Origin of the sequence: Halapricum hydrolyticum (assembly GCF_025517535.1) — an archaeon.
GTDB lineage: Archaea > Halobacteriota > Halobacteria > Halobacteriales > Haloarculaceae > Halapricum > Halapricum hydrolyticum.
This window is the reverse complement of sequence record NZ_JAOPKC010000002.1, coordinates 79,827-106,313: the sequence shown is the minus strand read 5'-3', so window position 1 is coordinate 106,313 and position 26,487 is coordinate 79,827. Positions and strand designations below refer to the sequence as shown.

26 protein-coding genes are annotated in these 26,487 nt (G+C 65.2%); 13 read left to right on the top strand and 13 right to left on the bottom strand.

The window, feature by feature from the left end; genetic code table 11:
* Positions 1-25: 25 nt before the first annotated feature.
* From OB916_RS03500 to OB916_RS03480, 5 genes are all read left to right on the top strand, one after another.
* Positions 26-841 carry a CheR family methyltransferase gene (locus OB916_RS03500; RefSeq protein WP_315907901.1) on the top strand — a complete coding sequence of 272 codons (816 nt, stop codon included), beginning with the start codon at positions 26-28 and terminating at the stop codon, positions 839-841.
* Position 842: 1 nt separating this feature from the next.
* A complete protein-coding gene (locus OB916_RS03495; RefSeq protein WP_315907900.1) occupies positions 843-2,078 on the top strand; it encodes a HEAT repeat domain-containing protein in 1,236 nt (411 codons plus the stop codon).
* A 70-nt stretch (positions 2,079-2,148) separates the two neighbouring features.
* On the top strand, positions 2,149-3,003 hold the full coding sequence (locus tag OB916_RS03490) for a CheF family chemotaxis protein (protein WP_315907899.1): 855 nt from the start codon (positions 2,149-2,151) through the stop codon (positions 3,001-3,003).
* A gap of 75 nt (positions 3,004-3,078) precedes the next feature.
* Positions 3,079-5,718, top strand: a complete 2,640-nt coding sequence (gene mutS / locus OB916_RS03485) for a DNA mismatch repair protein MutS (protein WP_315907898.1) — start codon at positions 3,079-3,081, stop codon at positions 5,716-5,718.
* A 58-nt stretch (positions 5,719-5,776) separates the two neighbouring features.
* Entirely contained in the window at positions 5,777-6,463 is a 687-nt protein-coding gene (locus OB916_RS03480; protein ID WP_315907897.1) for a hypothetical protein, read from the top strand.
* Positions 6,464-6,483: 20 nt separating this feature from the next.
* On the opposite strand, the gene nucS is transcribed toward OB916_RS03480, so the two are convergent.
* The 4 genes from nucS to OB916_RS03460 all read right to left on the bottom strand — a co-directional run bounded on the left by nucS (position 6,484) and on the right by OB916_RS03460 (position 8,741).
* On the bottom strand, positions 6,484-7,203 hold the full coding sequence (nucS, locus tag OB916_RS03475) for an endonuclease NucS (RefSeq protein ID WP_315907896.1): 720 nt from the start codon (positions 7,201-7,203) through the stop codon (positions 6,484-6,486).
* A gap of 54 nt (positions 7,204-7,257) precedes the next feature.
* Positions 7,258-7,794 carry a DUF6735 family protein gene (locus OB916_RS03470; protein ID WP_315907895.1) on the bottom strand — a complete coding sequence of 179 codons (537 nt, stop codon included), beginning with the start codon at positions 7,792-7,794 and terminating at the stop codon, positions 7,258-7,260.
* 117 nt (positions 7,795-7,911) lie between these two features.
* Positions 7,912-8,085, bottom strand: a complete 174-nt coding sequence (locus OB916_RS03465) for a hypothetical protein (RefSeq protein ID WP_315907894.1) — start codon at positions 8,083-8,085, stop codon at positions 7,912-7,914.
* Between the two features lie 50 nt (positions 8,086-8,135).
* Positions 8,136-8,741 (bottom strand): hypothetical protein, encoded by a 606-nt coding sequence (locus OB916_RS03460; protein WP_315907893.1) that lies wholly within the window; start codon positions 8,739-8,741, stop codon positions 8,136-8,138.
* 89 nt (positions 8,742-8,830) lie between these two features.
* Between OB916_RS03460 and lysW the strand changes: the two genes are divergently transcribed.
* Positions 8,831-8,995, top strand: coding sequence for a lysine biosynthesis protein LysW (gene lysW / locus OB916_RS03455; RefSeq protein WP_315907892.1), 165 nt, complete (start codon positions 8,831-8,833; stop codon positions 8,993-8,995).
* Positions 8,996-9,067: 72 nt separating this feature from the next.
* Here lysW and OB916_RS03450 read toward each other — a convergent pair whose 3' ends face one another.
* Positions 9,068-9,802, bottom strand: coding sequence for a hypothetical protein (locus OB916_RS03450; protein ID WP_315907891.1), 735 nt, complete (start codon positions 9,800-9,802; stop codon positions 9,068-9,070).
* Between the two features lie 24 nt (positions 9,803-9,826).
* Positions 9,827-10,288 carry a GNAT family N-acetyltransferase gene (locus OB916_RS03445; RefSeq protein ID WP_315907890.1) on the bottom strand — a complete coding sequence of 154 codons (462 nt, stop codon included), beginning with the start codon at positions 10,286-10,288 and terminating at the stop codon, positions 9,827-9,829.
* Positions 10,289-10,399: 111 nt separating this feature from the next.
* Here OB916_RS03445 and OB916_RS03440 point away from each other — a divergent pair, with 111 nt between their 5' ends.
* Both OB916_RS03440 and OB916_RS03435 read left to right on the top strand, forming a co-directional pair.
* Positions 10,400-11,494, top strand: coding sequence for an aminopeptidase (locus tag OB916_RS03440; protein WP_315907889.1), 1,095 nt, complete (start codon positions 10,400-10,402; stop codon positions 11,492-11,494).
* A gap of 97 nt (positions 11,495-11,591) precedes the next feature.
* Entirely contained in the window at positions 11,592-11,855 is a 264-nt protein-coding gene (locus OB916_RS03435) for a hypothetical protein (RefSeq protein WP_315907888.1), read from the top strand.
* Here the strand turns inward: OB916_RS03435 and OB916_RS03430 are convergent.
* The gene (locus OB916_RS03430; protein ID WP_315907887.1) at positions 11,852-12,673 is read right to left on the bottom strand and encodes an MBL fold metallo-hydrolase; all 822 of its coding nucleotides are present in this window, start codon (positions 12,671-12,673) and stop codon (positions 11,852-11,854) included. The genes OB916_RS03435 and OB916_RS03430 overlap by 4 nt on opposite strands.
* 662 nt (positions 12,674-13,335) lie before the next feature.
* On the opposite strand from OB916_RS03430, the gene OB916_RS03425 reads away from it, so the two are divergent.
* The 3 genes from OB916_RS03425 to OB916_RS03415 all read left to right on the top strand — a co-directional run bounded on the left by OB916_RS03425 (position 13,336) and on the right by OB916_RS03415 (position 16,183).
* Entirely contained in the window at positions 13,336-13,881 is a 546-nt protein-coding gene (locus tag OB916_RS03425; RefSeq protein WP_315907886.1) for an ArsR family transcriptional regulator, read from the top strand.
* A gap of 62 nt (positions 13,882-13,943) precedes the next feature.
* Positions 13,944-15,677 carry an Nramp family divalent metal transporter gene (locus tag OB916_RS03420; RefSeq protein WP_315907885.1) on the top strand — a complete coding sequence of 578 codons (1,734 nt, stop codon included), beginning with the start codon at positions 13,944-13,946 and terminating at the stop codon, positions 15,675-15,677.
* Between the two features lie 2 nt (positions 15,678-15,679).
* A complete protein-coding gene (locus OB916_RS03415) occupies positions 15,680-16,183 on the top strand; it encodes a hypothetical protein (protein WP_315907884.1) in 504 nt (167 codons plus the stop codon).
* Here the strand turns inward: OB916_RS03415 and OB916_RS03410 are convergent.
* From OB916_RS03410 to OB916_RS03385, 6 genes are all read right to left on the bottom strand, one after another.
* A complete protein-coding gene (locus OB916_RS03410; RefSeq protein WP_315907883.1) occupies positions 16,180-19,209 on the bottom strand; it encodes an FAD-binding and (Fe-S)-binding domain-containing protein in 3,030 nt (1,009 codons plus the stop codon). The genes OB916_RS03415 and OB916_RS03410 overlap by 4 nt on opposite strands.
* Before the next feature lie 27 nt (positions 19,210-19,236).
* Complete coding sequence (locus OB916_RS03405; RefSeq protein ID WP_315907882.1) at positions 19,237-20,952, bottom strand: L-lactate permease; 1,716 nt, start codon at positions 20,950-20,952, stop codon at positions 19,237-19,239.
* 527 nt (positions 20,953-21,479) lie between these two features.
* Positions 21,480-21,932 carry a metal-dependent transcriptional regulator gene (locus OB916_RS03400; RefSeq protein WP_315907881.1) on the bottom strand — a complete coding sequence of 151 codons (453 nt, stop codon included), beginning with the start codon at positions 21,930-21,932 and terminating at the stop codon, positions 21,480-21,482.
* Between the two features lie 16 nt (positions 21,933-21,948).
* The gene (locus OB916_RS03395; RefSeq protein WP_315907880.1) at positions 21,949-22,287 is read right to left on the bottom strand and encodes a hypothetical protein; all 339 of its coding nucleotides are present in this window, start codon (positions 22,285-22,287) and stop codon (positions 21,949-21,951) included.
* A 67-nt stretch (positions 22,288-22,354) separates the two neighbouring features.
* Positions 22,355-23,137, bottom strand: a complete 783-nt coding sequence (locus OB916_RS03390; RefSeq protein ID WP_315907879.1) for an MBL fold metallo-hydrolase — start codon at positions 23,135-23,137, stop codon at positions 22,355-22,357.
* Entirely contained in the window at positions 23,134-23,745 is a 612-nt protein-coding gene (locus OB916_RS03385; RefSeq protein ID WP_315907878.1) for a NifB/NifX family molybdenum-iron cluster-binding protein, read from the bottom strand. The genes OB916_RS03390 and OB916_RS03385 overlap by 4 nt, the downstream gene beginning before the upstream one ends.
* Before the next feature lie 114 nt (positions 23,746-23,859).
* Between OB916_RS03385 and OB916_RS03380 the strand changes: the two genes are divergently transcribed.
* On the top strand, positions 23,860-25,338 hold the full coding sequence (locus tag OB916_RS03380; protein ID WP_315907877.1) for an AMP phosphorylase: 1,479 nt from the start codon (positions 23,860-23,862) through the stop codon (positions 25,336-25,338).
* A 250-nt stretch (positions 25,339-25,588) separates the two neighbouring features.
* Positions 25,589-26,476 carry a sulfurtransferase gene (locus OB916_RS03375; protein WP_315907876.1) on the top strand — a complete coding sequence of 296 codons (888 nt, stop codon included), beginning with the start codon at positions 25,589-25,591 and terminating at the stop codon, positions 26,474-26,476.
* Positions 26,477-26,487: the final 11 nt, after the last annotated feature.

Below are 26,487 nucleotides of genomic sequence, written 5' to 3'. Positions count from 1 at the left end.
GAATGTCAACCTGGAGGTGGCGACGATGACGCGTAGATCGGGCTCGGAGAGCGGATTCGAACAGTTGCTCGAATACATCGGGGAGAAGCTCGACTTCGAGTCGGGATTCTACAACGACGCCTACATGGATAGGCGAATCACCGCCCGGATGCGCCGGACCGACACGGACAGCTATCGGGCGTACCGCCGGTTGCTCGAACGCGACGACGGCGAACGCGAGGCGCTGCTCGATTCGCTGTCGATCAACGTCACCGGCTTCTTCCGGAACCCGGAGGCATGGGAAGGGTTACGGACGATCCTGCGGGAACTGACCGACGAACACCGCCAGGTCGACGTCTGGAGTGCTCCCAGTGCGGACGGACGCGAACCGTACTCGGTCGCGATGCTGGCACTCGACGACCCCGAGATCGACGCCGGGCGGGTCGACGTCCTCGGGACCGACATCAACCGCGATATTCTCAGGACGGCTCGAAGCGGCGTCTACGAGACCTCGAAAACGACCGACATCGCCGAGGAGCTCGAGCCCCTCTCGAAACTGGACCCGTACATCGATCGGGACGGGAATACCTTCGAGGTCCGCGAGCACGTCAAGGAGATGGTCAGTTTCGAGCAACACGATCTGATCCGCGGCGAGCCGAAAGGCACGTTCGACCTGATTCTGTGCCGGAACCTGCTGATCTACATCGATTCGTCCTACAAGGTCCCGATCTTCGAGACGATCGAGGGATCGCTCCGGGACAGCGGGTATCTCATGATTGGCATGACCGAGACGATCCCCACGGAGATGCGAGAGACGTTCGAACCGGCAGACAAGCAGTATCGGATCTACCGGAAAGGGTGAAATGTCTCTCTACCAGCTCGAACGCGACGGCGACGCGCAGGAACTGATCCGTCTGCTCCGGGAGAGTGACAACCTGGAGATCCGCGAGCGTGCGGCCGATATGCTCGGTGGATTCGACGATCACGACGATCGCCGGGACGTCGTGAACGCGCTGGTCGAGGCCGCCGAAACCGGCGACGCCGACGCCGTGACGGCCGCCGCGATCGACTCGCTCGAAGAGCTGGGCGGCGACGCGATCGAACAGCTAATCGCCAGCATGGCCGGCGTCGACCTCGATGAAGGGGCGGACTGGATGAAAGCGAAAGCGTTCACCCGGGCGCTGGACAGCGACGTCCCGGAACTGCGCATGGCCGCGGCCAACGGGCTCGCACAGTTCGGCGAAAGCGATACGCTCGGGCAGCTGATCGAGACGTTCGACGACGAAGACTACCGGGTGCGCGCACGAGCCGCCCGTGCAGCGGGGTCGATCGGCGATCCGCGCGCGACCGACGCGCTCGAAGGGCTACTCGAGGACCGGAGCCCGGCAGTCCGGCGGGAGGCGGCCGACGCGCTCGGAAAGATCGCCAACCGGCAGGCGCTGCAGGCGCTGCTGGAGATGTACGACGACCCGGACGAGCGCGTTCGCCGCATCGCCGTCGGTGCGTTCGGTAACTTCGACAACGGCCGGCCAGTCGAACACCTGGTCGAGGCCCTTTCCGACGAGTCGGCGGCCGTCCGACGGACGGCAGTCTACTCGCTGATCGAGTTGCTCTCGAACGTCCCCCGCCAGCGCAGCCACGAGATCCGGGAATCGATCGTCGACGAACTCAGCGCCACCGAGGACGCGACGGTCGTCGTCCCGCTGGTCGAGATCCTCGAGGAGAGCACCCAGACCGCACAGCGACGCAACACGGCCTGGCTGCTGGGTCGGGTCACCGACGGCGAACACGAGCGTGTGATCGAGGCGCTGATCGACTGTCTCGACGACGACGATCAGATGACCTCGCAGTTCGCGGCGACGAGCCTCGCAGAGTTCGACGGCGAGACCGTCGAGGACAGACTTCTGGAAGTCGTCGAGGACGACGACCGAGGCAGCGACGTGCGGGCTCAGGCAATCTTCACGCTGGGCAAAGTCGGCGGACAACGCTCACGGGACGCCCTGGAGTCGATCATCGACAAGACCGAAGACGAACAGATTCGCAAGCGTGCCTTCTCGGCGCTGTCGAAACTCGGCGGCCAGGCCGGCGACGTGCTGTGACCGAACACTGGCAACATAGGAGACCAACGATTATTAGCACGGCCGGCCAACCTAGCAGTATCGAGAGACGATGGGCGAGGGCGAACAGAAACTCGCGGACGTGCAGGGCAGGTTCATGCAGGTCGTCTCGGACGGCCGCAAGGCCAGCGACGTCGAGTGGCAGTCGTGTCGCTTGCTGTTGTCGAACAAGCGCCTGCTCATCCTGACGAACGAGAGCAAGCAGACGATCCCGCTCGGAAAGGTTTCTAGCATCAAGAGTCGCGGAGACGTCAACGAGGCGATCGCGCAGGTGTCGAGTTACCTCTCGATCCAGATCGGTTCGGACGTCTATCTGGTCGCCCCACAGGATCAAGAGTCATTCGAAGAGAAACTATACGGGGCGATACTGGACCAGCGCGTCGTTTACGTCAAGCATCCGGCTGTCGAAGGCGGAGTGGTGCAGGACACCGGCTGGGAGAAGGCTCGACTCAAGCTCGGCAACGGATCGGTCGATCTGGCGGTCGCCTCCGGACGATTCGTCGAAATCGAGCGCGACGACGTCGGGACGGTCGAGTTGACCGATCAGACGGTCAACGACAACCAACGCCGCGTCGCCGAGATTGAACACCTCATCGAGGATACTGTCGTCCAGACGCACGTCACGGGCCCCGGGCGGATCGTGACAATCCTCGCCGGGCTCGTCCGCCAGGAGCACGAACCGGACGCGGACATCAGCCAGGCCGAACACGAGGTGTTGATGGCGCTTTATTCGGGCGTCTCTCCGTTCAAGATCCCCGATTTCGTCGGGATGGACGTCGAGCAAGTCGAAGCGATCTACGACGAACTCGTCGAGATGGGGTTGCTCCAGGAAGTGCGGACGCGACGGGAAGTCTCGCTGCAGCCGCGCGGACGGAACATCGCAAGCGAAGTCATCGAGAACCAGTAACGTCGAACGCTATCGCGGTGATCAGTCCGGTCGGTTTCGAGAAGCCTATGGGCTGCGAGCGCCTTCGCTTTCGGCATGGACGCGGCACTCGGAGCACCGGAGAAGATGGCCGGGCGGGCCGACGAACTGACGCCGATGATGGCCCAGTACTTCGAGTTGACCCGCCAGTACGACGACGCGCTCGTACTCTTTCAGGTCGGTGACTTCTACGAGGCCTTCTGCGAGGCGGCCGAGCGCGTCGCCCGACTCTGCGAGATCACGCTCACGAAGCGTGAGGACTCTACCGGCGAGTACGCGATGGCCGGAATCCCCATCGACAACGCCGAGAGTTACGTCGAGACGTTGCTCGACGCAGGGTATCGCGTCGCCATCGCCGACCAGGTCGAAGACCCCGACGAGGTCAGTGGCGTCGTCGAACGAGCGGTGACTCGCATCATCACGCCCGGCACGCTCACCGAGGACGAACTGCTGGGCGGGGCCGCGAACAACTACGTCGCCGCGCTGGCTTGCGAGGGCAGTCGCTACGGGCTGGCGATCCTGGACGTCTCGACCGGCGACGCCTACGCGACCGGCAGCGACTCGCTCGCGACCGTCGCTGACGAACTCGGCCGCTTCGATCCCTCGGAGGCGATCGTGGGCCCCGACGCGCCGACCGATCCGTTCGACTGCATGGTCACGCCCTACGACGAGCGTGCCTTCACGGCAGAGCAGGCACGCGAACGGGTCGGGGAGTACTTCGGCCCGCCGGAGCGGCTGCTCGCGAGCGACGCTGAGGTGCGAGCCTGCGGAGCGTTGCTCGCCTACGCCGAGTACACCCGCGGCGGGGCTGGCGTGGGTGAGGATGGTCGGCTGGAGTACCTCAATCACCTCACGCGATACGATCCTCGCGAGTACATGGTGCTCGACGCCGTCGCGCTGGAGAGTCTCGAAGTGTTCGACCGCCGTTCGGTCCGGAGTTCGGAGGGGCTGGCGCTGATCGACGCGGTCGACGAGACGGCGTGTGCGATGGGGCGCCGGGAGTTGACCGACTGGCTGCGTCGGCCGCTGATCGAGCGCGATCGGATCGAAGCCCGACACGAGGCAGTCGAAGAACTCGTCGGCGCGGTCCGGACCCGGGAACGGCTCCACGATCGTCTGCGCGAGGTCTACGACCTCGAACGGCTGATATCGCGGGTCTCGCGCGGGCGGGCGAACGCTCGCGATCTCAACTCGCTGGGCTCGACGCTTGACGTCGTCCCCGAGATACGGGACGCGATCGCTGACAGCGACAGCACGAAACTCCAGTCGGTTCACGACCACCTGGACGACCTGCCCGAGATCCGGTCGCTCATCGCGGAGGCGATCGCCGACGATCCGCCGCCAGAGCTCACAGAAGGTGGCGTCATCGCTCCGGGATACGACGGGACGCTCGACGAGTTGCGCGAGACCGAACGCTCCGGCAAGGCCTGGGTCGAAGATCTGGAGGAACAGGAACGCGAACGGACCGGTATCGATTCGCTGAAGGTCGGTCACAACGCCGTCCACGGCTACTACATCGAGGTGACCGACGCCAATCTCGACCGGGTACCGGAGGACTATCAGCGCCGTCAGACGCTGAAAAACAGCGAGCGCTACTACACGCCCGAGTTGAAAGAGCGCGAAGACGAGATCATCAGCGCCGAACAGCGGGCCGACGACCGCGAATACGAGCTGTTCGTCGAGGTGCGCGAGACTGTCGCCGCCGAGTCCGAGCGCGTCCAGGAGCTGGCGGACGCGCTGGCACAGCTCGACGTGCTGGTCTCCTTTGCGACTGTCGCCGCGGAGTTCGACTACACCCGCCCGGAGATCGCCGCCGAAGGCATCGAGATCGAGGCCGGCCGCCATCCGGTCGTCGAGCGGACTGAAGACGCGTTCGTCCCGAACGGAGCGGCCCTCGATCGGGAGCATCGCGTGATGATCGTCACCGGACCCAACATGAGCGGCAAGTCCACCTACATGCGCCAGATCGCGCTCACTGCGCTGCTCGCCCAGGCCGGGAGCTTCGTGCCCGCCGAGCGGGCGCGGTTGCGCATCGTCGATCGGGTCTTCACCCGCGTCGGAGCCAGCGACGACATCGCAGGCGGACGATCCACGTTCATGATCGAGATGACCGAACTCGCCGAGATTCTCGAACACGCCACAGCGGACTCGCTGGTCCTGCTCGACGAGGTCGGCCGCGGCACGTCGACGACCGACGGGCTGGCGATCGCCCGCGCGGTGACGGAGTTCGTCCACGACGAGGTCGGCGCGACGACGCTCTTTGCGACCCACCACCACGAACTCACCGACGTCGCAGACGAACTGCCCGGCGTGTTCAACCGCCACTTCAGAACCAGCCGCGAGGACGGCGAGGTCGTCTTCGAGCACGAGATCGCCCCCGGCGCGGCCGAGGCGTCCTACGGCGTCGAGGTCGCCGGCGTCGCCGGCGTCCCCGAGACGGTCGTCCAGCGAGCGGCCGACGTGCTCGCAGGCGAGACGACCGCCTCGGCGGACGACGGCGTCCCGACACGGACGAACGGGAGTGGGTCCGCCCCAGGGAGCGATCGAGAGTCGAAGAGTGCGAGCAACGAGACCCTGGACTCAGCGGGGGAGACCGACGCGATCCGCGACCGTCTGCGCGAGGTGTCGATCGCCGAGACGACACCGCTGGAGGCGCTACAGTTGCTCGCGGAGTTGCAGTCCGAAATCGAGGAGTGAGTCCCGACTGGCGTTTCGGGGCTGACACTTTTGGTGACACGCGTCGAACTAGCCGGGAATGACCCGCTTGCGACGGTATCTCGGCGAACGCCACCGTCTGCTCGTGTGGACGGTGCTGATCGCCGGCGGAGGCTGGGTCGCGATCACCGAATTCGAGAATGAACTCGCCGCGTACGCGGATCGGCCGGCTGCAATCGCCGCGTTCGCGGGCGTGTGGCTGGCGGGCGTGCTGGTCGTCCGGCGGCGCGAGCGACGCGCCTGGCGGCGACTGATCGACGAGACGCCGTTCGAACCACAGCACGAGGACGATCGTCGTCCGCCCCTGCAACGGTCGCTGAAAGGGAACGTGATCACAGCCGAGCCGGTGGGTCGCGGCCTCGTCCGCCAGCAGGGCATCCGCGTCGAAGCGACAGCCGGTGGCGTCACAGCACCGATCGACGTCACGCTCACCTACGTCGGGAGCGGGGGGACCGAACGGGGGATCAGGACCGGGACCGACGCGCTCGACGAGCAGTTCGTCTTCGAGGTCACCGCCGGGTCGAACCTCGCGTCGGTGTTCGACGCCGAGGTGCAGTCGGCACTACTGGACGTCTCGATCCCCGGACGATTACGGATCGACGGGCGACACGTCAGCTACGAAATCCCGTTCACGCGCGTCCGGCCGTCGGAGCTCGGAACGGTCTCGAAGGCAGTGGCGACGATAGCGGCCCGCATGGAACATCTCGTCGCCACCGGTCGGTTGTAATCGGTGGGCGGAGCGAACTGTCATGGTTCCAGCGCAACGAACTCCAGGCCGCGCTCGGCCAGCAGCGACCGGGCGCGGTCGGTGACCGACGGCGCAACGAGGATTCCACGGACGCCGGTCTCGGCGTGGAGATCCCGCTGCAGGGCCTCGACGTAACGCGCCAGCTGGCCCACGGCATCCGGGCCGACGCGACGACGCTTCAGCTCCAGGACGACGGCCTGGCCGTCGTCGTCTTCGCCGTAGACGTCGACGGCGCCGGCGGGGGTCTCCCGCTCGGTCGCCAGCGGCGTGAATCCGGGCTCGATCAGCGACGGGTTCTCGAGGATCCGCTGGCGGAGGTCCTCTTCGGTGCCGGACAGCGACAGCTCCTCGGGATCGGTCACGTCGAAGGCTGCGACGTGACCGACACTCTCGAACGTCACCGCGAGAAACTCGTCCGGGTTGTCCCGCCGACTTTCGAGCGTGAACGTGTCCTCGGCGACGACCACCTCGTGGGTGCACCCCGGCGGTTGCCAGTTCACCGGCTGGTGGCCCTCGTCGGTGTGGACGAGGACGGTCCCGTCGGGCTTGCACATGACGTGGCGGTCGCCCGGACCGAGCGTGCTCGCGGCCCGGCCGTCGTACTCGACCGTGCATTCGCCGAAGACCGTCACGACGGCACCGCCCTCGAGGCCCGTCTCGACGATCGACCGTGCCGTCTCTATCGAAGGGTCGGTCCGGGCGCGAACGTCGGATGTCACGCCCGTCCGTACTCGATCCGGCCACTAATACTCGTCCGTTCGTGGCGTCCCGGGTCACTGCTCGTCCGTCCGCCACGACTCGGTTCCGTCCCCGCCCAGCCCCCGGGGCTCGTAGACCTCACTGGCCCACTCTCGAACCGCACGATCGAGTATCGTGTGCGCCTCGGCGACGCCGAGCGTGCCCGCTTCGATTCCCGTCGCGAGGACGCCTTTCGCCGCCCGGAACCACTGCCGGAGTTCGGCCGCCTCGTCGGGGCCGTCGACGGCGACGAGCAGCCCCCGGTCGTCGTTCTCTGCCGAACACGTATCGAAATAGTGGGCGAGTCCGAACCACAGCGGCAGGTACGTCTCGACGTCGTACTCGACGCCGACGCGGTAGACGGCCTCGTGGCGGACAGGATCGACCATCGTGAGCACGTGCTCGAACGGGCGCGCGACGACGTTCGGGGTCGGATCGACGTCCCCGCCGGCATACGGATCCGACGGACTGATCGTCCGGGCGAGTCGGCAGTCCAGCCCGCCCAGTCGCGAGGTGTGCACGTCGTACCGGCCGTCCGGACGCTCGTAGGCGACCAGCGCGTGATGGGCCACGACTCACTCCTCCTCCCAGGCACTGCCGGCTGCCAGTATGACGCCTGTAGCGTCGGTCACAGCCCGGAGTGTGCCGGATCAGTATATAAACGTCCGGGCCGAAACGCCTCTTGCTCCCTAGGCGGGTTCCGGCGACCGCGGGCGTCGCAGCACGTCGATGAGCTTGAGTGCGATGAAGATCGGGAGCAGCGGGAGCAACAACAGCGCGACGCCGAGCGCGATAACGTACCCCATGATACCCATCTGCAATACCTGTTTCGGGCCGCCCGCGCGTGAGACTGTGTCGGCCATACCTAATGCTACGCAGTCAAGCGAAAAAGGGCTTTTCGAGTGCTCGGGTGCTACCGCAATCGAGCGAGGGGCCCGGGGGCCGGGTCGTCGCTGTCGCCGGAGTGCGCGAGATAGCCGTACAGACCGACCTGGACGGCGATCCCGGCGACGAACACGCCGTACAGCCACGGCGAAACGAACGCGTCGACGACCTCGGTGACGTTCGTCACGTCTGCGATCGGGGGCGAAAGAGCGATTGAGACGAGCGCTGCGCCCCAGGCCGCGGAGACGACGAGCACGATGACTTTCCGGAGCAGCCACCCCACGACCGCCCCGGCGAGCAGGCCCACGAGCACCAGCGGATCCGCGATCGTCGCCGGGCTGGCGAACGATCCACCGGAGGCGTACAGGCCGACCGCAAGCCCGCTAACTGCCCCGGCCGCGAGGATCGCCATCCGGTAGGCCGAGAGCATGAGCCAGATCCCGACGACGGCACCGACGACACCCGCGCCGAGGACGAGCAACCAGTCCCCGGCGAGGTTCGTGCCGAGCAGCGCGCCGCCGGCCGCCCCGAGCAGTCCGCCGAAGCCGTACAGCGCCTTGCGATAGATGAATATCCCCGTCGTCGCCAGCACGAGTCCGACCGCGATCAGGAGTGCGTCGAGCGCGAGCGCCATATCCTAACGGCGACGACCAGTCACAAAAGCCTGTTTGCCGGTCGAACTTCGACCGTTTGATAGTGGTTCGATCCGATTGGTCGAGTGCTATGGCAACTTGCCCCGAATGCGGTGCCGACGTGGCGCTGCACGACGACGTCGAGATCGGTGAGATCGTCGACTGCTCGACCTGCGGTGCGGAGCTGGAGGTCGTCGCGGTCGATCCCCTCGAACTGGAGACCGCCCCGGAACTCGAAGAGGACTGGGGCGAGTAGTAGCCGCTCGTTTCTCTGTGAGCCGCCGGCTAGCCGCGCGGTCGACCGTTTGGCGATGCGGCGAGCCGGTCACTACCAGCGATCCGTACCTTCCGGCTGTCTTTCGTCACCGGCCTCCGGCGACCCCATGCTGTTGGTCCCCAGGCGCGCACAGTAGCGAACGTCGCTTTCGGGATCGACCAGGTGTGTCCGGCGGCAGAACGCTTCGACCGGCTCCCCGGTCGTGGCGACGAACTCGCCGTCTTCGAGGAGGTCTCGCGTCCGGTCGAGGCTGCCGAGCCGTTCGTCGTCCCAGAAGTAGGTCGTCCGGACACGGATGCACGCGTCGGTGTCGTTGACGAAAAACGACCGCTCGACGCGTGCCTCGCCAGCCCGGTGGATCCCTTCGTAGCGGAGGGCGGCACCCTCCTCAACAGAGACTGTCGTCGCAGGCTGGAACGTCGATTCGATCTCCGGATCGGGGAACGGATCGTCCTCGGCTGCCGACTCGTCCAGACAGTACCGAACGTCCGTCGCCGGCTCCTCGAAGTGGTGTCTGCGGCAGAACTGTGCCAGTGGCTCGCCCGTGTGTCGGAGGTGATCGTCCTCGAGCAACCAGCTTTCTGTGACAGTCACTATTTCCGTCCCGCCGTCGAGATAGACCGTTTCGACGTTGAGAACACCGTCTTCGACGTAATAGGTGCGTTCGACGGTCGCGCTATCGTAGTGATGCGTGCCCCGGAACAGCGGCCGGCCCGCCGCAGCGGCAGCTTCGAGGGCCTCGAACTCCGAGTCGATCTCTCCGCTCGGCGGTTCGACGGGGTCCATGACGTAACTATGGGGCGGCGACAGTCAAAAGTCGCTCGGCGGTTCGATCGACTTTCGCATCTCGACGTGGGGAATCCCGGCCTCCTCGAACTGCTTGCCAACGCGCTCGTAGCCGAACCGGGCGTAGAAGGGTGCAGCCCGAACCTGGGAGTGCAGGCGCAGCCGTTCGATCCCGCGCCCGCGAGCGACCGCCTCGAGTCGCTCCATGAGCGCGGTCCCGACGCCCCGTTCCCGATAGTCCGCCTGCACCGCGAATCGCTCGACCTTGCCCGTCGATTCCTCGGGTTCGCGGAGTCGCGCCGCTCCGATCGGCATGCCGTCGTCGTAGGCGACGAAATGAGTCGCCGCCGATTCGTGTTCGTCGACTTCGAGGTCGGCCGGGACGTCCTGCTCCTCGACGAACACGTCCGTGCGAACCGAGAGCGCGTCCTGATAGATCGGATCGTCCTCGTCGGGCGCGTCGACGGTCCGTATCTCGAGGTCCATGTCCGTCGGTAGGTACCCTCCGATCCAAGAGGTTGACTATCCGACCGCGACAGTACCCACGTCGGCCGGCGGTCGAAAACGGTTAGCCCCTGCCGCTCCGAGCAGGCGTGTATGGATCCGCGCATTCGCGAACACGCCGAGATCATCGTCAACCACTCGATCGACTGCAGCGAGGGCGATCACGTCGTCATCGACGCCCATCCGGTCGCGGAGGACCTCGTCACGGCCATCGTCGAGGCTGTCGCCGAGGTCGGTGGCCACCCGCTCGTGGTCCAGGAGCGACTCGGCAAGCGCTTCCGGCGGGCGTATCTCAAACACTACGACGGGGAGTTCGAAGCGCCCGAGCACACCCACGCACTCTACGAGGCGATGGACGCCTACATCGCGATCAAGGGCGGCGACAACGAGACAGAACTGGGCGACGTCGACACGGCGACCCAGTCGGCCTACGAGAAGGCCTACGAGCCGGTCCGGGAGACCCGCCTGAACAAGACCTGGAACCTGACGCTGTATCCGGCGGCCGCCAACGCTCAGCAGGCCGAGATGGCCACCGAGGAGTACGAGAACTTCGTCTACGACGCCATCGTCAAGGACTGGGAGTCGGTCCGGGAGCACCAGCAGGAGATGGCAGACCGACTGACCGACGCCGAGGAGGTCCGGATCGTCTCGGGCGAGACGACCGACGTCACGATGTCCGTCGCCGGCAACGAGACGCTGAACGACCACGGGGAGAACAACCTCCCCGGCGGGGAGGTGTTCACCGCGCCCGTCAAGGACAGCGTCGACGGTGAAGCGTACTTCGACATCCCGATCTACCACCAGGGCCGGGAGATCGACGGCGCGCGACTGGTCTTCGAAGACGGCGAGGTCGTCGAGCACAGCGCCGAGAAGAACGAGGAACTGCTGACAGACGTCCTGGAGACCGACGAGGGCGCACGATACCTGGGCGAACTCGGTATCGGGATGAACCGCGACATCGATCGCTTCACCCGCAACATCCTCTTCGACGAGAAGATGGGCGACACCGTCCACATGGCGGTCGGCCGGGCCTACCCCGAGACCGTCGGCGAGGGTAACGTCCAGAACGAGTCAGCCGTCCACGTCGACATGATCCTCGACATGAGCGAGGACAGCTACATCGAACTCGACGGCGAGGTCGTCCAGCGAAACGGTACCTTCTGGTTCGAAGACAGCTTCGAAGAATAGCCGATAGTATGACGTTCCCCGTCGGCGCGCTCCCAGATCGCGGCAAGCGATAGCACAGACCAATACCGATTACCTCTTCCGGTCCGTACCCCTCCGTATGGAGGCCGTCCTCAGGCTGGCGTTCACGCTCGGTCTCTCCGTCCTGCCGACACTGATGTTCCTGGGACTGTGGCGCGGCCTCATGGCACTCCGAGACGACGAACTGGTCGAACGACTCGAAGCGGAACACTACCCCGAGTCGACGGTGGCTCCCCAGCCGACGTTTCTCGGGCGGGACATCTCAGGCATGCTGCCCGGCCAGTGGTTCTCTCCAGGTGCCCGGTTGTCCGAGCTTCGAAGCGACGACTCGCGAGAAGACTAGAGGTCGAAACGCTCTCCGTCGACGGCCATGTCGTCTGCGAAGGCCCGATCGGCCGGGATGTAATGCGAGAGGTGGACCAGTCGAGTCTGCTCGGCGTCGAGCCGATCCCCGAGCTGGCGAGCGCCTTCGATAGTCATGTGCTTGTCGCCGAAGGTTCGCGGGACGCCCGACTCGTCGTGATGGCGGCCGCCGAGCGGGTGGTACTCGCAGTTCTCGGCAGGGACGATCCCGTCTGCCAGGAGGAGGTCGGCCCCAGCAAGCAGGTCCAGCGACCGGTCGGGGATGGCGTAGCTGGTATCGCCCGAAAGCGCGAGCCGTCCACCCGTCTCGGGGTCTTCGACGAGCAGCCCGTAACACAGAAGCGGTGGGTGATCGACGGGAACGAGCGTCACCTCCAGCCCCACCGTCTCGAACGGCTCGAAGGGGGCCGTCGGCTCGACCGAGACGGCATCGAGGTAGTCATAGCGGTTCCGGACCGTCTGTGCGACGCTCTCGCCGGTCGTCGGGTCGGTCTCGTCGGCCGCGTACACCGGCAGGTCATCGGCAAGCCGGTAGACGTTCCCCAGTCCGTCGAGGTGGTCGAAGTGAACGTGCGTGACGATGGCGGCGTCCGGCGGGTCGACGTCGGCTCGAAGAAACTGGTATCGGAAATCCGGGCTGAAGTCGATGAGTAGCGACTGACCGGCCGCCGACTCGACGTGCACCGAGAAGCGAGTGCGCTCGACCCCGAGCGAGCGGGCACGTTCGCAGGTGTCACAGTCACACCCGACGGTTGGCGTTCCCGTCGTGTCCCCGGTTCCCAACAGCGTGACTTCCATCGATAAGCGAAACGGGAGCGTCACGTTTTACAGTGGCGATCGATCCGGAATCGCCAGCCCGCCCACAGTTCTTTCAGCATCGGGATCAGGCCCTCGGAGACGAGACGTTGCCGGCGCTACTGGTCGGCTGACGCGACGCGCTGTTGATCTTCGAGTTGATCGAACAGGCTCTCGCGCATCAGTTCCATGCTCGTCGCGATCCGGTCGTCGGAAAGCGGATAGCCGTCGTCGAGCCGGAGCCGGAACAGGCGCTGGCGATCGTGTTCGGGCTCAGCGGTTCCGAGCGGACTGCCTACGCGCGTCTCTGTGAGAGCGACGAGTCGATGAGCGTCCAGCAGCTCGCAGCGGAACTCGACTGTGCACTGACGACGGCCTACCGAATCGTCGATACGCTGAGACTCACGATCTGGTCGAGTCCACGATCATCAGAGACAGCACCTGCCAGCGCACCGTCTACGACGCCGTCGATCCGCAGGATGTCGCCCGGCGCATGGAGGCACGCGTGGATCAAGTCTATACCGATTGTCGGGACGCCATCGAGGCGTTTGCGGTCGAGTCAGTATCCGAGTGTGGACTGTTCGGGGAGGACGACGACCACCCGACCGATCGGCCGGGATCGTGACGGGGAAACGCTTTTGCGTCTTCTGAGAGGACATTCGTATATGGTTCCCGAGCGGGAACGACTCGAGGCCACAGACCGTGGGCGGATCCCGCTGAGCGATGTCCTCGAGGTATTCGAGCAACGTGAAGACCAGGCCCGTCCGCTGACCGCGGACGACATCATGGAGGCCGTCGGTTGTTCCCGCCGGACCGCACACAACAAGCTCAACGAACTCGTCGATCGGGGCGTGCTCCGGACGCGAAAAGTCGGCTCCCGGAGTCGCGTCTGGTGGATCCCGATCGAAGAGCAGCCTGACGACGGGCCTGTAGGGCCACGGATCGAAGAACTGGTGACGCAGGTCGATCTTCCGGGGACGGGTACGACGCTCGAGGCACGCCAGCAGGCACTCGTTGCCGCGTACCAGTATCTCCGCGAACATCCGGAGGCGAAGAAATCCGACTTTCTCACCGACGTCTATCCCGACCATCCGGCGGAGTTCGAGACTGCAGGGGGATGGTGGAACGCGCTGCAGCCGGCGCTGGCGGAACTGCCCGGCGTCGACCCGCCCGAAGAGCGCGGCCACATCTGGCATTTCCTCGGTGGGTAACGGTTTTATACTCATCGTGCTTTCCCTACCGACAACTCGGCTCCGAGGGACGAGACTACGACATGTCGGACGATGATATGCCTGTCCGCGACGACGTGTACCTGTCGGGTTCAGAGGGCCGAACGTACCACGGCAGCTCCTACATGCCGACGGCGTACGACAATCTGGACATCGCGCGCGAAGACGCGACGCAACCCGCTCGTGGTGACGACGAGGGGTTCCGGCTGCTCGATCTGCCGCGCGTGCCCCGGCTGTCACACGTCCTCGGCCCGAGTGCGATCCTGCTGGGAGCGTCGCTCGGGAGCGGTGAAACGCTGTTCTGGCCCCTGCTCGTCGCGACGCACGGCTGGGATCTCTACTGGCTGTTCTTCCTCGGCGTTTTCACGCAGTTCTTTCTCAACACCGAGATCCAGCGCTGGACCGTCGCGACGGGCGAGTCGATCTTCCGCGGATTCGAGCGGCTGGGCAGGGTGTGGCCGCTGGTCTTGCTCGTGCTCGGGTTCGCGAGCCTCGGCTGGCCCGGCTGGGCGGCCGGGGCCGCCCGGATCGGCACGATCGGTCTCGGGATCGAAGAGACGACGGTCGGCCTCGACGGGATCGGCCTGGCGAGCTGGCGCGTCCTCGGGATCGCGTTGCTCGTTGTCGTCTGGCTCACCTACCAGGTGACGCCCGTGATGTACAACGTCGTCGAGCGGATCCAGGCGGTCCTGGTTTCGGCCGCGTTGCTGATCGCGATCCTGTTGTTCGTTCTTCTGGGGTCGATCTCCGAACTCGCGGCGATCCCCACCACGGTCGACAGCGTCGGCCAGCTCCCGCCCGGAGGCGACATCGCCCTGCTGCTCGGTGGCATCGCCTTCGCGGGCGCGGGTGGATATCTCAACCTGTCACAGAGTCTCTGGGTTCGCGAGAAAGGGTACGGAATGGGTCGCTACCAGGGCCGGATCAAGAACCCCATCGTCGGCGACGATCCGGAGCCGGTGCGACGCGGCGGATTCACGTTTCCGCCGACGCCGACGAACATGCGCCGGTGGCGGGGCTGGTGGCGGCTCGTCCAGCTCGAGCATCTGCTGACGTTCGTCCTCGGGCTGGTCGCCGTCGCGACGATGCTCATGGCGATCGCCGCCGAATACGCGGCCGGCACGGCCGAAAGCGGGATCGCCATGTGGACGGACGTCGTCGCCCCACAGGTGGGCGCCCTTCCGGGGGTTCTCCTGTACGTGGCGCTTTTCACCGCGCTGTTGACGACCGAGTACGGCATCGTCGAATCGTTCGTTCGCAACAGCGCCGACATCGTCTACGAGCTGCACGGTCGTTCGGCCGGATGGAGCCTGCCGCGGCTGTTCTGGGCGCTATTGACCGTCTTCACTGGCGGCGGGATCGCCGTCCTGGCGCTCCCGGTGCCGTTCGCGTTCGATCATCCCTTCGAGTTGCTCGTAGTCGGGGCGGCGGCCTCGGGACTGATGATGTGGCCCTACACGGCCCTGCTCGCGATCATGAACACGGAACGACTGCCAGAGCACACCCAGCCCAGCTGGACGCGGCTCGCCATGCTGTGGTGGGCGACGGCGCTTTTCGGGTACTTCAGCGTCCTGCTACTCGGCACGTGGGCGTCCGCTGCCGGATTGCCGTGGGTCGAAACTGACGCGGGCGTCCTCGCGAGCGAGCCCGGCGGGCTGGCGCTGTTTGCCGTCGCAGCTTTCGTGGTCGGGTTCGTCGTGGTGCGGTCCGCACGGGCGAAGCTCGCGTCGAAAGACACCGTTCCCGGTTCCGAACAGGCGCAAGGACCACTCCACTGATCATGACACACTCCCCGGAGGCACTTCGACCGGGATCGGCCGTACATGTACACGTCCATCTCGCTGTCGCCGGCTCGTTCCCGCTTCGCGCCTGTGACTTGCTGTTCGCCGACGACCGCTTGCACATCGTCGAACACGCGTACCTGACGCCGCTGTTCGGACTGGCACGCGGCAGACTCCCTGACGCCGGCGACCGGGCCCGCGAACGGTATCGAGAGGACGGGCCAGCAGGGCTGTTCGAACTGGCCGAGCGGACCCACGTCGTCCACTACGAGTCGATCGAGCGGGTGCGGACGTACGACAGTCGACTGGCACGACCGAAGCTCGCGGTCGACATGAGTAACGGCCCGCCCTACGGGTATCGGATTCATGCACCCGTCGACGTCGAGGCACTCTCGGCCGCACTCGAGTCCCTCGGCGATCGACGCGGGTTCGCCGTCGAGTCGCGGTCGGGTGTCGGGTACAGTCCGGGAAACAGCGTTCGGCGGTTTCTCGCCGGTCGCTAGAGCGCGTCGGCGACTTTTTCGATCGGGTGTGGCGGCTCACCTTCGTAGTCTTCGAGCTGGGATCGACACGACGCACCGGGCGCGACGGGCTGGTCTGCCGGCGAATCGTCGAGCTGGTCGAACAGTATCGACCCGATCGACTTGCTCATCGAGACGTGTTCGGCCTCGTACCCGAACGAGCCGGCCATGCCACAGCACGCCGAGTCGACGGCGTCGACCTCGTAGCCGGCCCGTCGCAGGACGGCCGCCGCGTGGTGGTCTTTCTTCGTCGCCTTCTGCTGGCAGTGGCCGTGATAGGACAGCGACCCCTCGGGCGGATCGAAGTCGACGTTGCGATCGAGTTCGTGGATGTCGATGTACTCCGTGACGCCGTAGGTGTTGGCCGCGACCCGCGCCGCCGCGTCGGACGGCACCAGATCCAGGTAGTCCGACTGATACATCACGGCATCGGACGGCTCGACGGTGACGATATCCCAGCCGTCGTCGACGTACGGTTCCAGCGCCCGGACGTTCTCCTCGGCGGTTGCCCGAGCATGATCGAGCATGCTCTTCGAGAAGGCCGGCCGACCACTGTCGGACACTTCCTCGGGAACTTCGACGTGGATATTGGCGGCTTCGAGGACGCGGACGGCCGCCTTTCCGACGTAGGGGTGGCTGTAGTTCGTGTACGGGTCGGCTATCAGCAGCGCCTTCCGCGCCGCGCTGGCCCTGGGTACGCGTGTCCCGCCTCGGTCGTCAATCCAGTCTCTGAACGTCGTCCGATGGAACGACGGGAGATCACGCTCCTGGGCGATCCCCAGGACCTTCTCCATCACCAGTCCGCTGCCGGGAACCTGCATCGCCCAGTTGGAGAGCGGTGCGAAGGTGCTCCCGAGCCAGAGGACCGTTTCGACGTTCGCGAACAGCTTGTCGCGCAGACTCGTCCCCTCGCGCTGGTGGTACTCGTGGACGACTTCGGCTTTGAGCTTGGCCATGTCGACGCCGCTGGGGCAGTCGTTCTTGCAGCCCTTGCAGCCGATACAGAGACCCATCACCTCGTGGACGAATTCGTCGTCGAAGGGATCCTCGGGCAGGTTCCCGTTCATCGCCGACCGGAGCATGTTCGCCCGCCCGCGCGTGCTCGTGATCTCCTCGTCGGCCGCGCGATACGTCGGACACATCACGCCGCCGGTGGTGTCCTGGTGGCCGGTACACCCGCCACAGCCGTGACAGAGTTCAACCATCCCCTGGAAGCCGTTGTCGTTCTCCCAGTTCAGGACGGGTTCGAAGTCGGCGTCGAAGGTGTAAGAGGCGTCGTACCGGAGGTTCTCGCCGGGGTCGAAGTCCCCGCAGACGTTCCCGGGATTGAGCAACCAATCGGGGTCGAACGCCGACTTGAGGTCCCGGAACGTCTCCCAGAGCTCCTCGCCGTAGAGTTTCCGGTTCCACTTCGTGCGGGCCCGTCCGTCGCCGTGTTCGCCGGAGACCGATCCGCCGTGTTCGATGACCAGATCGGTGATCTGATCGGCCATCTCCCGCATCGTTTCGACACCGTCGTCCGCTTTGAGGTTCAGCAGGGGCCGGATGTGCAACACGCCGGGGCCGGCGTGGGCGTAGTACGCGGCGAAGGTGTCGTGCTCGTCGAAGATCTCCCGCATGCCGGCGACGTACTCCGGCAGGTTCTCGGGCGGGACTGCCGTGTCCTCGACGAACGGCCAGTGTTTCTCGTCGGTCGTACGCGAGAGCAGGATCGGCAGTCCGGCCTTTCGCATCTTCCAGAACTTCGCCTGTCGCTCGTCGTCGTAGGCTTCCAGCGCGTCGCTGGCGTAGACGTCGTCCGAGCCACCGGCGTCAGGAGGCTGGTCGGCCGCCCCGTCGTGGCCGGGAAGCCGGTCGGCGAGCAGGTCGGCGACCTTCTCTCTGGCTTGCTCGGCCGTGTCGGCGTAAAACTCGACCAGCAGCGTCGAATCGGTCCCGTCGGGCAGCGTCGCGACGAGGTTCGAGAACTCGGACGTGTCCCGCGCCAGATCCAGGAAGACGTCGTCCATCACCTCAACGGCGGACGGATCGTGTTCGAGAATCGGAGCGACGTCGCGCATCGCCGGGATCACACCGTCGTAGGTCAACAGGACGACCGCCGTCTCGTTCGGAATCGGTTCCAGCGAGACGGTCGCCTCGGTGACGATCGCGAGCGTCCCCTCGCTGCCGGCCAGCAGCCGTGCGAGGTTGACTTCGCCTCGATCACGAGCGTTTTCGATCAGCATGTCGAGGTTGTACCCCGAGACGTTGCGCTTCAGGTCGGGGTAGCGCTGCTCGATTTCCTCGGCGTCCTCGGTAAGGATCCGCTCGACCTCGGCGTACAGCCGGGCCTCGATCGGAGAGCCGTCCTGTTCGGCCTCCCGTGCACGATCCGAGAGCGAGTCGACGTCGGTCCACCCGAGCGTCGTTCTGGTGCCGTCGGCGAGTACGACCTCACATTCCTCGATGTAGGCGTCGGTCTTGCCGTACTTCAGCGAGTGTGCTCCGGTGGTGTTGTTCCCGATCGCACCGCCGAGAACGCTCTTGTCGCCCCACGCCGGATCAGGGGCGAACTTGAGGTCGTGCGGTGCGAGCGCCTGATCGAGATGGGCGATCGTGACACCCGGCTGGGCACGCGCCGTCGCCGCGTCGGGATCGACCTCGAGCAACTCGTCCATGTAGTGTTTGAAATCCAGGACGACGGCTTCGTTGACCGCCTGGCCGGCGAGACTCGTCCCGCCGCCACGCGGGAGTATCGGGATCCCTTCGCTGGCGCAATACTCCACGACCGCGACGACGTCCGCCGTCGAAGTCGGCGAGACGACGCCGATCGGCAGTTGCTCGTAGGCGCTCGCGTCCGTCGCGAACAGCTGTCGGCTATAGGTGTCGAATCGGACGTCACCGTCGACGCGGGCCCGAAGGTCCGCGACGAGACGTTCCTGGTCGACCGCTGTACTCTGATAATCGTAATTGGCGCGGGAATCGACGACCGGATCCGCGACGCCATCGGAATGTGTTTTCTGTGACATTGTGTTGGATGAGGTTATCTGTTCGAGTTAGAACGCCCCGGGAGCGACGACGTACACCAGCACCATTCCGACAGCGCCGGCAAACAGCGCAAAGAGGATCGTGGGGACGACCGTCTTGCGGAGGATGTCGCCTTCGCGACCGGTGATCCCGACCACGCCACAGATCGCGGCGATATTCTGGACGGAGATCATGTTCCCGATGCCGCCGCCGACGTTCTGGAGCGCGACGACGATCGACCGGGAGATGCCGACCTCGCCGGCGGCGTCGTACTGCAGCGCGGCGAACAGGATGTCCGAGACGGTGTTCGATCCCGTGACGAACCCGCCGAGCGCGCCGATCCAGGGGGCGACCGCCGGCAGTGCCCCGCCGGCACCGAAGGCGACGGCTTGCGAGAGCGCGCCCATCATGCCGAGAGAGGCGTTCACGTATGCCGCTTCGCCAGACTGGATCATGATCTGGGTCAACGAGACGACGATCACCAGCGTCAGTGCCGCCGGCGCGATCTGCCGGGTCGACTCGCGCCAGGCTTCCGCCGTATCCGAGCCGTTCATCCGGTAGATCAGCCCCGTCAGGATCGCAACGGGAATGAACGGCATCGTGCCGGGCAAGTAGAGGTACTGCAGTTCCCATCCGAGCTCGCTGTAGCCTAGCACGACCGGGATACTGACCGAGAACTCCTGGAGCACGGGGACGAGATCCAGCGTTGGCCAGCGCGTGACCAGCAGTACCACACCCACGAGCAGGTACGGTGCCCAGGCCAGCAGCACGGGCATTTCCTTCTTTGGCTCGTCTCCGGAGATGCTATCGAGCGTCAGACCACCGAGCCACAGGTCTGACCAGGATTCCCGTTCCGGGAACGTCCAGGTCTCCCCGGGGACGAGGATCCCCCGATCGGCCATGGCGAGTCCGAGCCCGAACACGACGAACCCGGCGACAATCGACGGGAGTTCGGTCCCGACGAACCACGCGATCGACCACTGGGTCAGCCCCGCAACCACGCCGAGCACCACCGCGAACGGCGCAACCGGCACGGTCGCGCGGGCCGCCCCGCGGATGGATCGCTCGTGCTCGCTGCCGAACCAGTACACAAGCAGGAAGATCCCCAGCACGCCCCAGAATGCGAAGGTCAGTCCGGTGACTACACCGGAGTAGCCCGAGACCAGCGCCTGGAACTCGGCCTGCGTGATCGGGTCGGCCGCTTCCGCGAGCTTTCCCTCATCGATGACGGCGTTGACGCCGCCGAGAATCGGCGTCCCCGCGGCACCGAACTGCGGGTTCGGCGCGTTGAAGAACAGCGCGAACACGGCCGCGCCCAGCGGCGGAAACCCCAGACCGATCAACAGCGGTGCGGCGAGGGCACCCGGCGTGCCAAACCCGGCGACACCCTCGATGATCGTGATGAATCCGAGGCCGATCAACAGCAACTGGATCCGCTTGTCGGTCGCGATCCCGCTGAAGTGCCACCGGATCGTCGAAATCGCGCCGCTGATGTCCAGATAGTTCATCAGCAAGATCGCACCGAACACGATCAGGATGATGTCGATGGCCCCGAGCGCGCCGTAGATCGCGGACGCAACCAACCACGTGGGGTCCATCTGCCAGTACGCCAGTCCGAGGACCGTCGCGATGAGCCAGCCGACACCCATCGCCCGTGCTGCCGACCAGCGAAGCCACAGTAGCAGCGCGAACGCCGCCGCGATCGGGGTCGCCGCCAGAGCTGCTAGCGTGAGCGTCCCCACCATCAGTGATCCACCGCTCTCTGGCCTGAATCGCACGAGTCCTGTGACTCTGGTATACTGTCATCGGACACGTTGATCGGAGCGTGAGCGACACCGCCCGGACGAGCGTCCGAGCGCGTTTCATGCCCGTTCAAATCTGGCATGGATCGAAGGTCCAACTGGAACCACTTGTATCTATTGCATGATTCTATATGAATGATAGGATGGCCGGGCATCGCTTCTCCTCAGTTATGATATTGTCACCATATATGTTATGACACGGATCTGAGAGTCTAGGAGCGAAGAAACGAAAAGAACATACCGAAATTGAAACGGAAGGCGGTATATAAAAAGGAAGTGGCCCGGGACCAGGCGTACACAACTGTATCGAGGGCACACACGAATCGAGGATAGGTGCACACGACTGTAAGATTGCAATAGCTGGACTGTCGCACAATACAATGCTGCGGCGACACGAGAGGAGCAACCAGTACCGCAAACGGTCGGAACGAGGAGACGCGAGAAGCGTACAAACGGGTGCGGGCCGACGATCAGACCGCCAGTTCCGCGCAGTCTTCGGCATTGTCGGCCAGACACCGGGTTCGGCAGGGCTGGTCAACCTGCCGCGCGAGCGCTTCGACGTCCGCCTCCCCCAGCAGACAGCCGATCTGGTACGCCTGTTCGGCCGCCAGATCGATGCCGCCGATCCGATCGAAGAACCGGTTGACGACACAGCGTCGCCAGAGAATCTCCCGAGCGAGTCGCTCGCCGTCGCCGGTTAACGTTGCGCCGCGATACGGCTCGTACTCGACCAGCCCGGCCTCGTCGAAGGCGTCGATCATCTCGGAGACGCTGGCACCGCTGACGCCGAGATACTCCGCGAGCTCGCCGTTGCCGATCGGCGGCTCGTCCAGCAACGTGCGGTACAACAGCCCACAGAGGTACCGGCCTTCGCCGGGGCTGACCGGCAGTTCCGTGTCGATCGCTGGCGGATACTCGCTCATTGTCCCTCCTGTCCGTTCATTCGACTTGCCAGTAGACGACCGTGCGACCAGTCTTGCGTCGTCGGAGATCCCCCTGCTCGACGAGTCCGTTGAGTTTCTGGCGAGCCGACTCGGTACTCACGCCGAGCACGTCCGAGACGTCCGTCGTCGTGACGACCGGCCCGGCGACGGCGTCGAAGACGCTCAGGACCGCTTGCCTGTCGGCCTTCTCGACGAACTGTCCGTCCTCGTCGCGAACGCGCTCGCGCCGGCGCTCGCGGCGTTTGCCCCCGGATACGTCGCCGCGACCGCCGCGCCGGTGCCCGCATCCACGTCCCTTGCCCGTTCGGCCACCGGTTTCGTGTTTGGGTGCCATCACGTGTCGATTGGTTGTCGGCGAGCATAATCCTTTTGCTAGTACCAAATTGGTATTCGAAACACGATCATAGTTCGACCGTCGAACCGACGCCGACGCGCTCGTAGTCCTCGCCGAACGCGGCTTCGAGTTTCCGGCGGGCGTCGTGACCGGTGCAATGTGTGGGCGCGATCCGGTCGACGCGTTCGCCGACCCAGGCGACGGCCTCATCGAGCTCATCGGGGTCGGGCGATCGGAGGTGGGTTCCTCCGAGGACGGTCCGGACGGGACGATCGAAGACGTCCTCGGCGTGAGCGATCGTGTTCCGGAGTCCAGCGTGACAGCAACCCAGGACCAGCCCGAGGCCGTCCTCGCCATCGACGACGATCGACTGATCGTCGTGGACCGGATCGGGTCGGGCAGTTCCGTCAGGCTCCCGAAGTTCGCCGGTCGCGCTGTCGGGATAACGGCGTGGTACCTCGCCGAGTGCGTAGATCCCGTCGACCACTTCGACGGGGTCGCGGTGCGTATTGATCGCCGCGTGTGATTCGAGCCACGCCGGGGTGTACGGCAGGCCGATGGACTCCTCGCCGTGATACTTCGGCTCGAACGCGTCCGGGTGGACGTAGATCTCCTCGACGTCGTCGACGAACGCCGGAAGCCCCTTCGTGTGATCGTAATGGCCGTGGCTCAACACGATCGTCTCGTAGGGACCCAGCCCCAGCTTGCCGGCATTGTCGGCGGCGATTCCAGTCTGCCCGGTGTCGAACAGCAGTCCACCGACGTCGGCGGCAAAGCCCCACTCGGCCCGCAGCCCTTTCGGCCGCGACCCGCTGACCTCGTTGTCCGAGAGAATTGTCACGCGCGTCATCGACCGCCTCCACGAGTATGTTCGTGGCCGTGATCGTTGCCATCGTGGTCGTGGCCAGGGTCGTGCCCGTGATCGTTGCCATCGTGGTCGTGGCCAGGGTCGTGCCCGTGATCGTTGCCATCGTGGTCGTGGCCAGGGTCGTGCCCGTGATTGTGATCGTGTTCGTGGCCAGGGTCGTGGTCGTGCCCGTTCTCGTGGTCATGGCCGTGCTCGTGGGCGTAATCATGGCCGTGCCCGCCGTCACCGTGCCCGTGGCCACCTCCACAATTGTCGCTGCCGGGCCGTGCTCGCTCGAGGCCGTCGTCCTGAAAACGCTCGATCGCGTCCCGGACTGTTCCGTCCGCGCCACAGTAGACGGGAAATTCCATCGCGTGGAACTTCTCGATCGCCCGCTGTCCGAGGTGGCTACAGACGAGCGCGTCGGCACCCGTCTCGACGACCGTCTGTGGCGGCGATCCACTGCCACCGCGGTGGTCGCTGTCGTTTTCGTAGACGTCGACGGTGTCGGTCTCGGTGTCGTAGACCGTATACGTCGGCGCTCGTCCGAAGTGCTGGGACACGTCGTCGTCGAGGCCCCCCTCGCCGAGGCTCGGCACGCAGACTTTCATCGTATCCGTTCGTCGTAGTCACCGGCAAAGAATGCCACTTCCGGTTTCGTCGTCCGTGCAAGACTCTCCCGCGAGAGGACACAACCTGATGTGCCGGCCGCACCTATCTACGGTATGCGACTCACGGCAGAGCCGATCGACATCGGAACGCGAACGCCGACCGTGCTGCTCAACTCGGCTGACGCATCCGAGATCGGCGTCCATCCGCTCGACCGGGTCCGGATCCAGTTCGACGGCGGGACGACGACGGGAATCGTCGAGGTGACCGACGAGTTGGTATCGAGAGGGGTCCTCGGCGTCACGCGACCACTCGGCCACGTCACCGGGCCCGTCGACGTCGTGGTCGCGGACAAACCGGAATCAGTCGTCCACCTCAGGGAGAAACTCGTCGGCGAGGAACTGGAAATCGAGGAGTTGCGAACGATCGTCGAGGACATCGAACGCGACCGGCTGAACGACGTCGAGTTGAGCGCTTTCGTCTCGGGCGTGTTCGCGAACGGGCTGTCACGTGAAGAGATGCAGAGCCTGACGTCGTGTATGGTCGACGTGGGCGAGACGCTTGAGTGGGAGCAAGCCCCGATTGGGGACAAACACTCGATCGGCGGCGTGGCGGGCAATCGGGTGACCCCGATCGTCGTCGCCATCGTGGCTGCCGCAGGGGTACCGATCCCGAAGACCTCCTCGCGAGCGGTGACCTCCGCCGCCGGGACGGCGGACACGCTGGAAGTATTCTGTGACGTGGAGTTCACGCTCGAAGAGATCCGGGAGATCGTCGACCGGACGAACGGCTGTATGGTCTGGGGTGGATCGGTCGACCTCTCGCCGGTGGACGACAAGATCATCCGTGCCGAGACGCCGCTCTCGATCGACCCGAAGGGGCAGATCGTCGCGTCGGTCCTGTCGAAGAAGAAAAGCGCCGGGTCGACGCACGTCGTCATTGACATCCCATACGGAGAAGGCGCGAAGGTCGAGACCCTGTCCGAGGCGCGGGAGATAGCCAGGGACTTCAACCGGGTCGGTCAAGGCCTCGGGATGGAAATTGACTGTGCAATCACGCGGGGAGAACAACCGGTCGGGCGTGGCGTCGGACCGGTCCTCGAAGCGCGCGACGTGCTCGCGGTTCTGGAGGGTGATGGACCGGACGACCTCCGAATCAAAAGCGAGCGCCTCGCACAGATGTTGCTCGACGCGACCGGCGTCGAAGCGTCGGCGAGGGAGATACTCGCTGACGGCCGCGCGGTCGAGAAGTTCCGGGAGATCGTCGACACACAGCGCGGCGATCCGGACGTGAGCGTCGACGACCTCGTCCCCGGACAGCACGTTGCGGCGTACACTGCAGACCGCGACGGCATGGTGACACACGTCGACAATCGGCGCGTCAACGAGCTCGCAAGGCGAGCCGGTGCACCAAAAGACATCCGTGCGGGCGTCTGTCTCGACTGCCGGGTGGGCGAGCGGATCCAGAAGGGGACGGAGCTGCTGACCATCCACGCCCAAAAAGAGTCGAAGCTCGAACAGGCGCTGTCGTTCGCCGGCGCGAACACGCCGGTCAGAGTGCTCCCCGAAGACGAGGCACTCGTCGAACAGCTCTGAAAGAGGACCTTCGTCTCAGGCTCGGAAAATACAGTACTATCTTTGATATGTTGGTGGCGCCAGAACGGAACTCAGTTCAGTCTCGGCGATTTTCACCCCGACCGGCGACGAGAGGAGACAGGTAATTCCCGGGAAAATCGCACCGTTCGGCCCGGTATGCCGGTATCACCGCGAAAGCGCCGTCACGAACGACGGCAAAGTTACACACTAATGATATGTTTATGCAGAGGGCGGCCATAGGAAGTCGTGTATGACAGACCACGGTGCGGATACGCTCGTTACGGCGGATTGGGTCGAAGACCATCTCGAGGAGTTCCAGGCGGACGATCCGGAGTATCGACTCGTCGAGATCAACAACCCGACGGTCACCGCGGACTCGGAGTACACCCCCTACGAAGAGGGGCACATCCCGGGTGCGACCTTCTTCCACTGGGAAGAAGACCTCAGCGATCCGGTGGCGCGGGACATCCTGGACAAGGAGTCCTTCGAGAAGCTGAACGGTGAAGCGGGGATCACCGAGGACTCGACGGTCGTCCTCTACGGTGGCGGGCGCGTCCCGAACTGGTTCGCGCTGTTCGGCTACTGGGAGTACAAGTACTACGGCCACAAGGACGTTCGCATCGTCGACGGCGGGAAGACCTACTGGGTCGAAAACGACTACCCGCTAACCACGGAGGTTCCGGAGTTCACGCCCCAGGAGTACAACGCACGGGGGCCGTTCGAGAACATCCGCGCGTACCGATCCGACGTCGAGCAGGCGATCGACTCCGGCGTGCCGCTGGTCGACGTCCGTTCGCCCGAGGAATTCACCGGCGAAGTCATCGCGCCCGAAGGGCTCCAGGAAACTGCCCAGCGCGGCGGTCACATCCCCGGCGCGAAGAACGTCCCGACGACGTCAGTTCTGAACGACGACGGCACGTTCAAGAGCCCCGACGAGCTCCGGGCACTGTACAAAGAGGTCGGCATCGAAGAGGACCAGTCGGTCATCACCTACTGCAGAGTCGGCGAGCGCTCGTCGATCGAGTGGTACGTGCTCCACGAGTTGCTCGGCTTCGACGACGTCGAGAACTACGACGGCTCCTGGACGGAGTGGGGCAACACGATCCGCGCCCCGATCGAGACCGGCGACGCGGAGTAGTGGCGACACGG

Bases quoted from the DNA above. Each gene is read 5' to 3' on its own strand.
- OB916_RS03425 (WP_315907886.1), top strand. From the start codon at position 13,336: ATGGTTCCCGAGCGGGAACGACTCGAGGCCACAGACCGTGGGCGGATC.
- OB916_RS03435 (WP_315907888.1), top strand. From the start codon at position 11,592: ATGGAGGCCGTCCTCAGGCTGGCGTTCACGCTCGGTCTCTCCGTCCTG.
- OB916_RS03400 (WP_315907881.1), bottom strand. From the start codon at position 21,932: ATGAGCGAGTATCCGCCAGCGATCGACACGGAACTGCCGGTCAGCCCC.
- OB916_RS03445 (WP_315907890.1), bottom strand. From the start codon at position 10,288: ATGGACCTCGAGATACGGACCGTCGACGCGCCCGACGAGGACGATCCG.
- OB916_RS03390 (WP_315907879.1), bottom strand. From the start codon at position 23,137: ATGACGCGCGTGACAATTCTCTCGGACAACGAGGTCAGCGGGTCGCGG.
- OB916_RS03415 (WP_315907884.1), top strand. From the start codon at position 15,680: ATGACACACTCCCCGGAGGCACTTCGACCGGGATCGGCCGTACATGTA.
- OB916_RS03430 (WP_315907887.1), bottom strand. From the start codon at position 12,673: ATGGAAGTCACGCTGTTGGGAACCGGGGACACGACGGGAACGCCAACC.
- OB916_RS03460 (WP_315907893.1), bottom strand. From the start codon at position 8,741: ATGGCGCTCGCGCTCGACGCACTCCTGATCGCGGTCGGACTCGTGCTG.
- mutS (WP_315907898.1), top strand. From the start codon at position 3,079: ATGGACGCGGCACTCGGAGCACCGGAGAAGATGGCCGGGCGGGCCGAC.
- OB916_RS03495 (WP_315907900.1), top strand. From the start codon at position 843: ATGTCTCTCTACCAGCTCGAACGCGACGGCGACGCGCAGGAACTGATC.
- OB916_RS03395 (WP_315907880.1), bottom strand. From the start codon at position 22,287: ATGGCACCCAAACACGAAACCGGTGGCCGAACGGGCAAGGGACGTGGA.
- lysW (WP_315907892.1), top strand. From the start codon at position 8,831: ATGGCAACTTGCCCCGAATGCGGTGCCGACGTGGCGCTGCACGACGAC.
- OB916_RS03465 (WP_315907894.1), bottom strand. From the start codon at position 8,085: ATGGCCGACACAGTCTCACGCGCGGGCGGCCCGAAACAGGTATTGCAG.
- OB916_RS03450 (WP_315907891.1), bottom strand. From the start codon at position 9,802: ATGGACCCCGTCGAACCGCCGAGCGGAGAGATCGACTCGGAGTTCGAG.
- OB916_RS03410 (WP_315907883.1), bottom strand. From the start codon at position 19,209: ATGTCACAGAAAACACATTCCGATGGCGTCGCGGATCCGGTCGTCGAT.
- OB916_RS03480 (WP_315907897.1), top strand. From the start codon at position 5,777: ATGACCCGCTTGCGACGGTATCTCGGCGAACGCCACCGTCTGCTCGTG.
- OB916_RS03420 (WP_315907885.1), top strand. From the start codon at position 13,944: ATGTCGGACGATGATATGCCTGTCCGCGACGACGTGTACCTGTCGGGT.
- OB916_RS03440 (WP_315907889.1), top strand. From the start codon at position 10,400: ATGGATCCGCGCATTCGCGAACACGCCGAGATCATCGTCAACCACTCG.
- OB916_RS03490 (WP_315907899.1), top strand. From the start codon at position 2,149: ATGGGCGAGGGCGAACAGAAACTCGCGGACGTGCAGGGCAGGTTCATG.
- OB916_RS03380 (WP_315907877.1), top strand. From the start codon at position 23,860: ATGCGACTCACGGCAGAGCCGATCGACATCGGAACGCGAACGCCGACC.
- OB916_RS03405 (WP_315907882.1), bottom strand. From the start codon at position 20,952: ATGGTGGGGACGCTCACGCTAGCAGCTCTGGCGGCGACCCCGATCGCG.
- OB916_RS03500 (WP_315907901.1), top strand. From the start codon at position 26: ATGACGCGTAGATCGGGCTCGGAGAGCGGATTCGAACAGTTGCTCGAA.
- OB916_RS03375 (WP_315907876.1), top strand. From the start codon at position 25,589: ATGACAGACCACGGTGCGGATACGCTCGTTACGGCGGATTGGGTCGAA.
- OB916_RS03385 (WP_315907878.1), bottom strand. From the start codon at position 23,745: ATGAAAGTCTGCGTGCCGAGCCTCGGCGAGGGGGGCCTCGACGACGAC.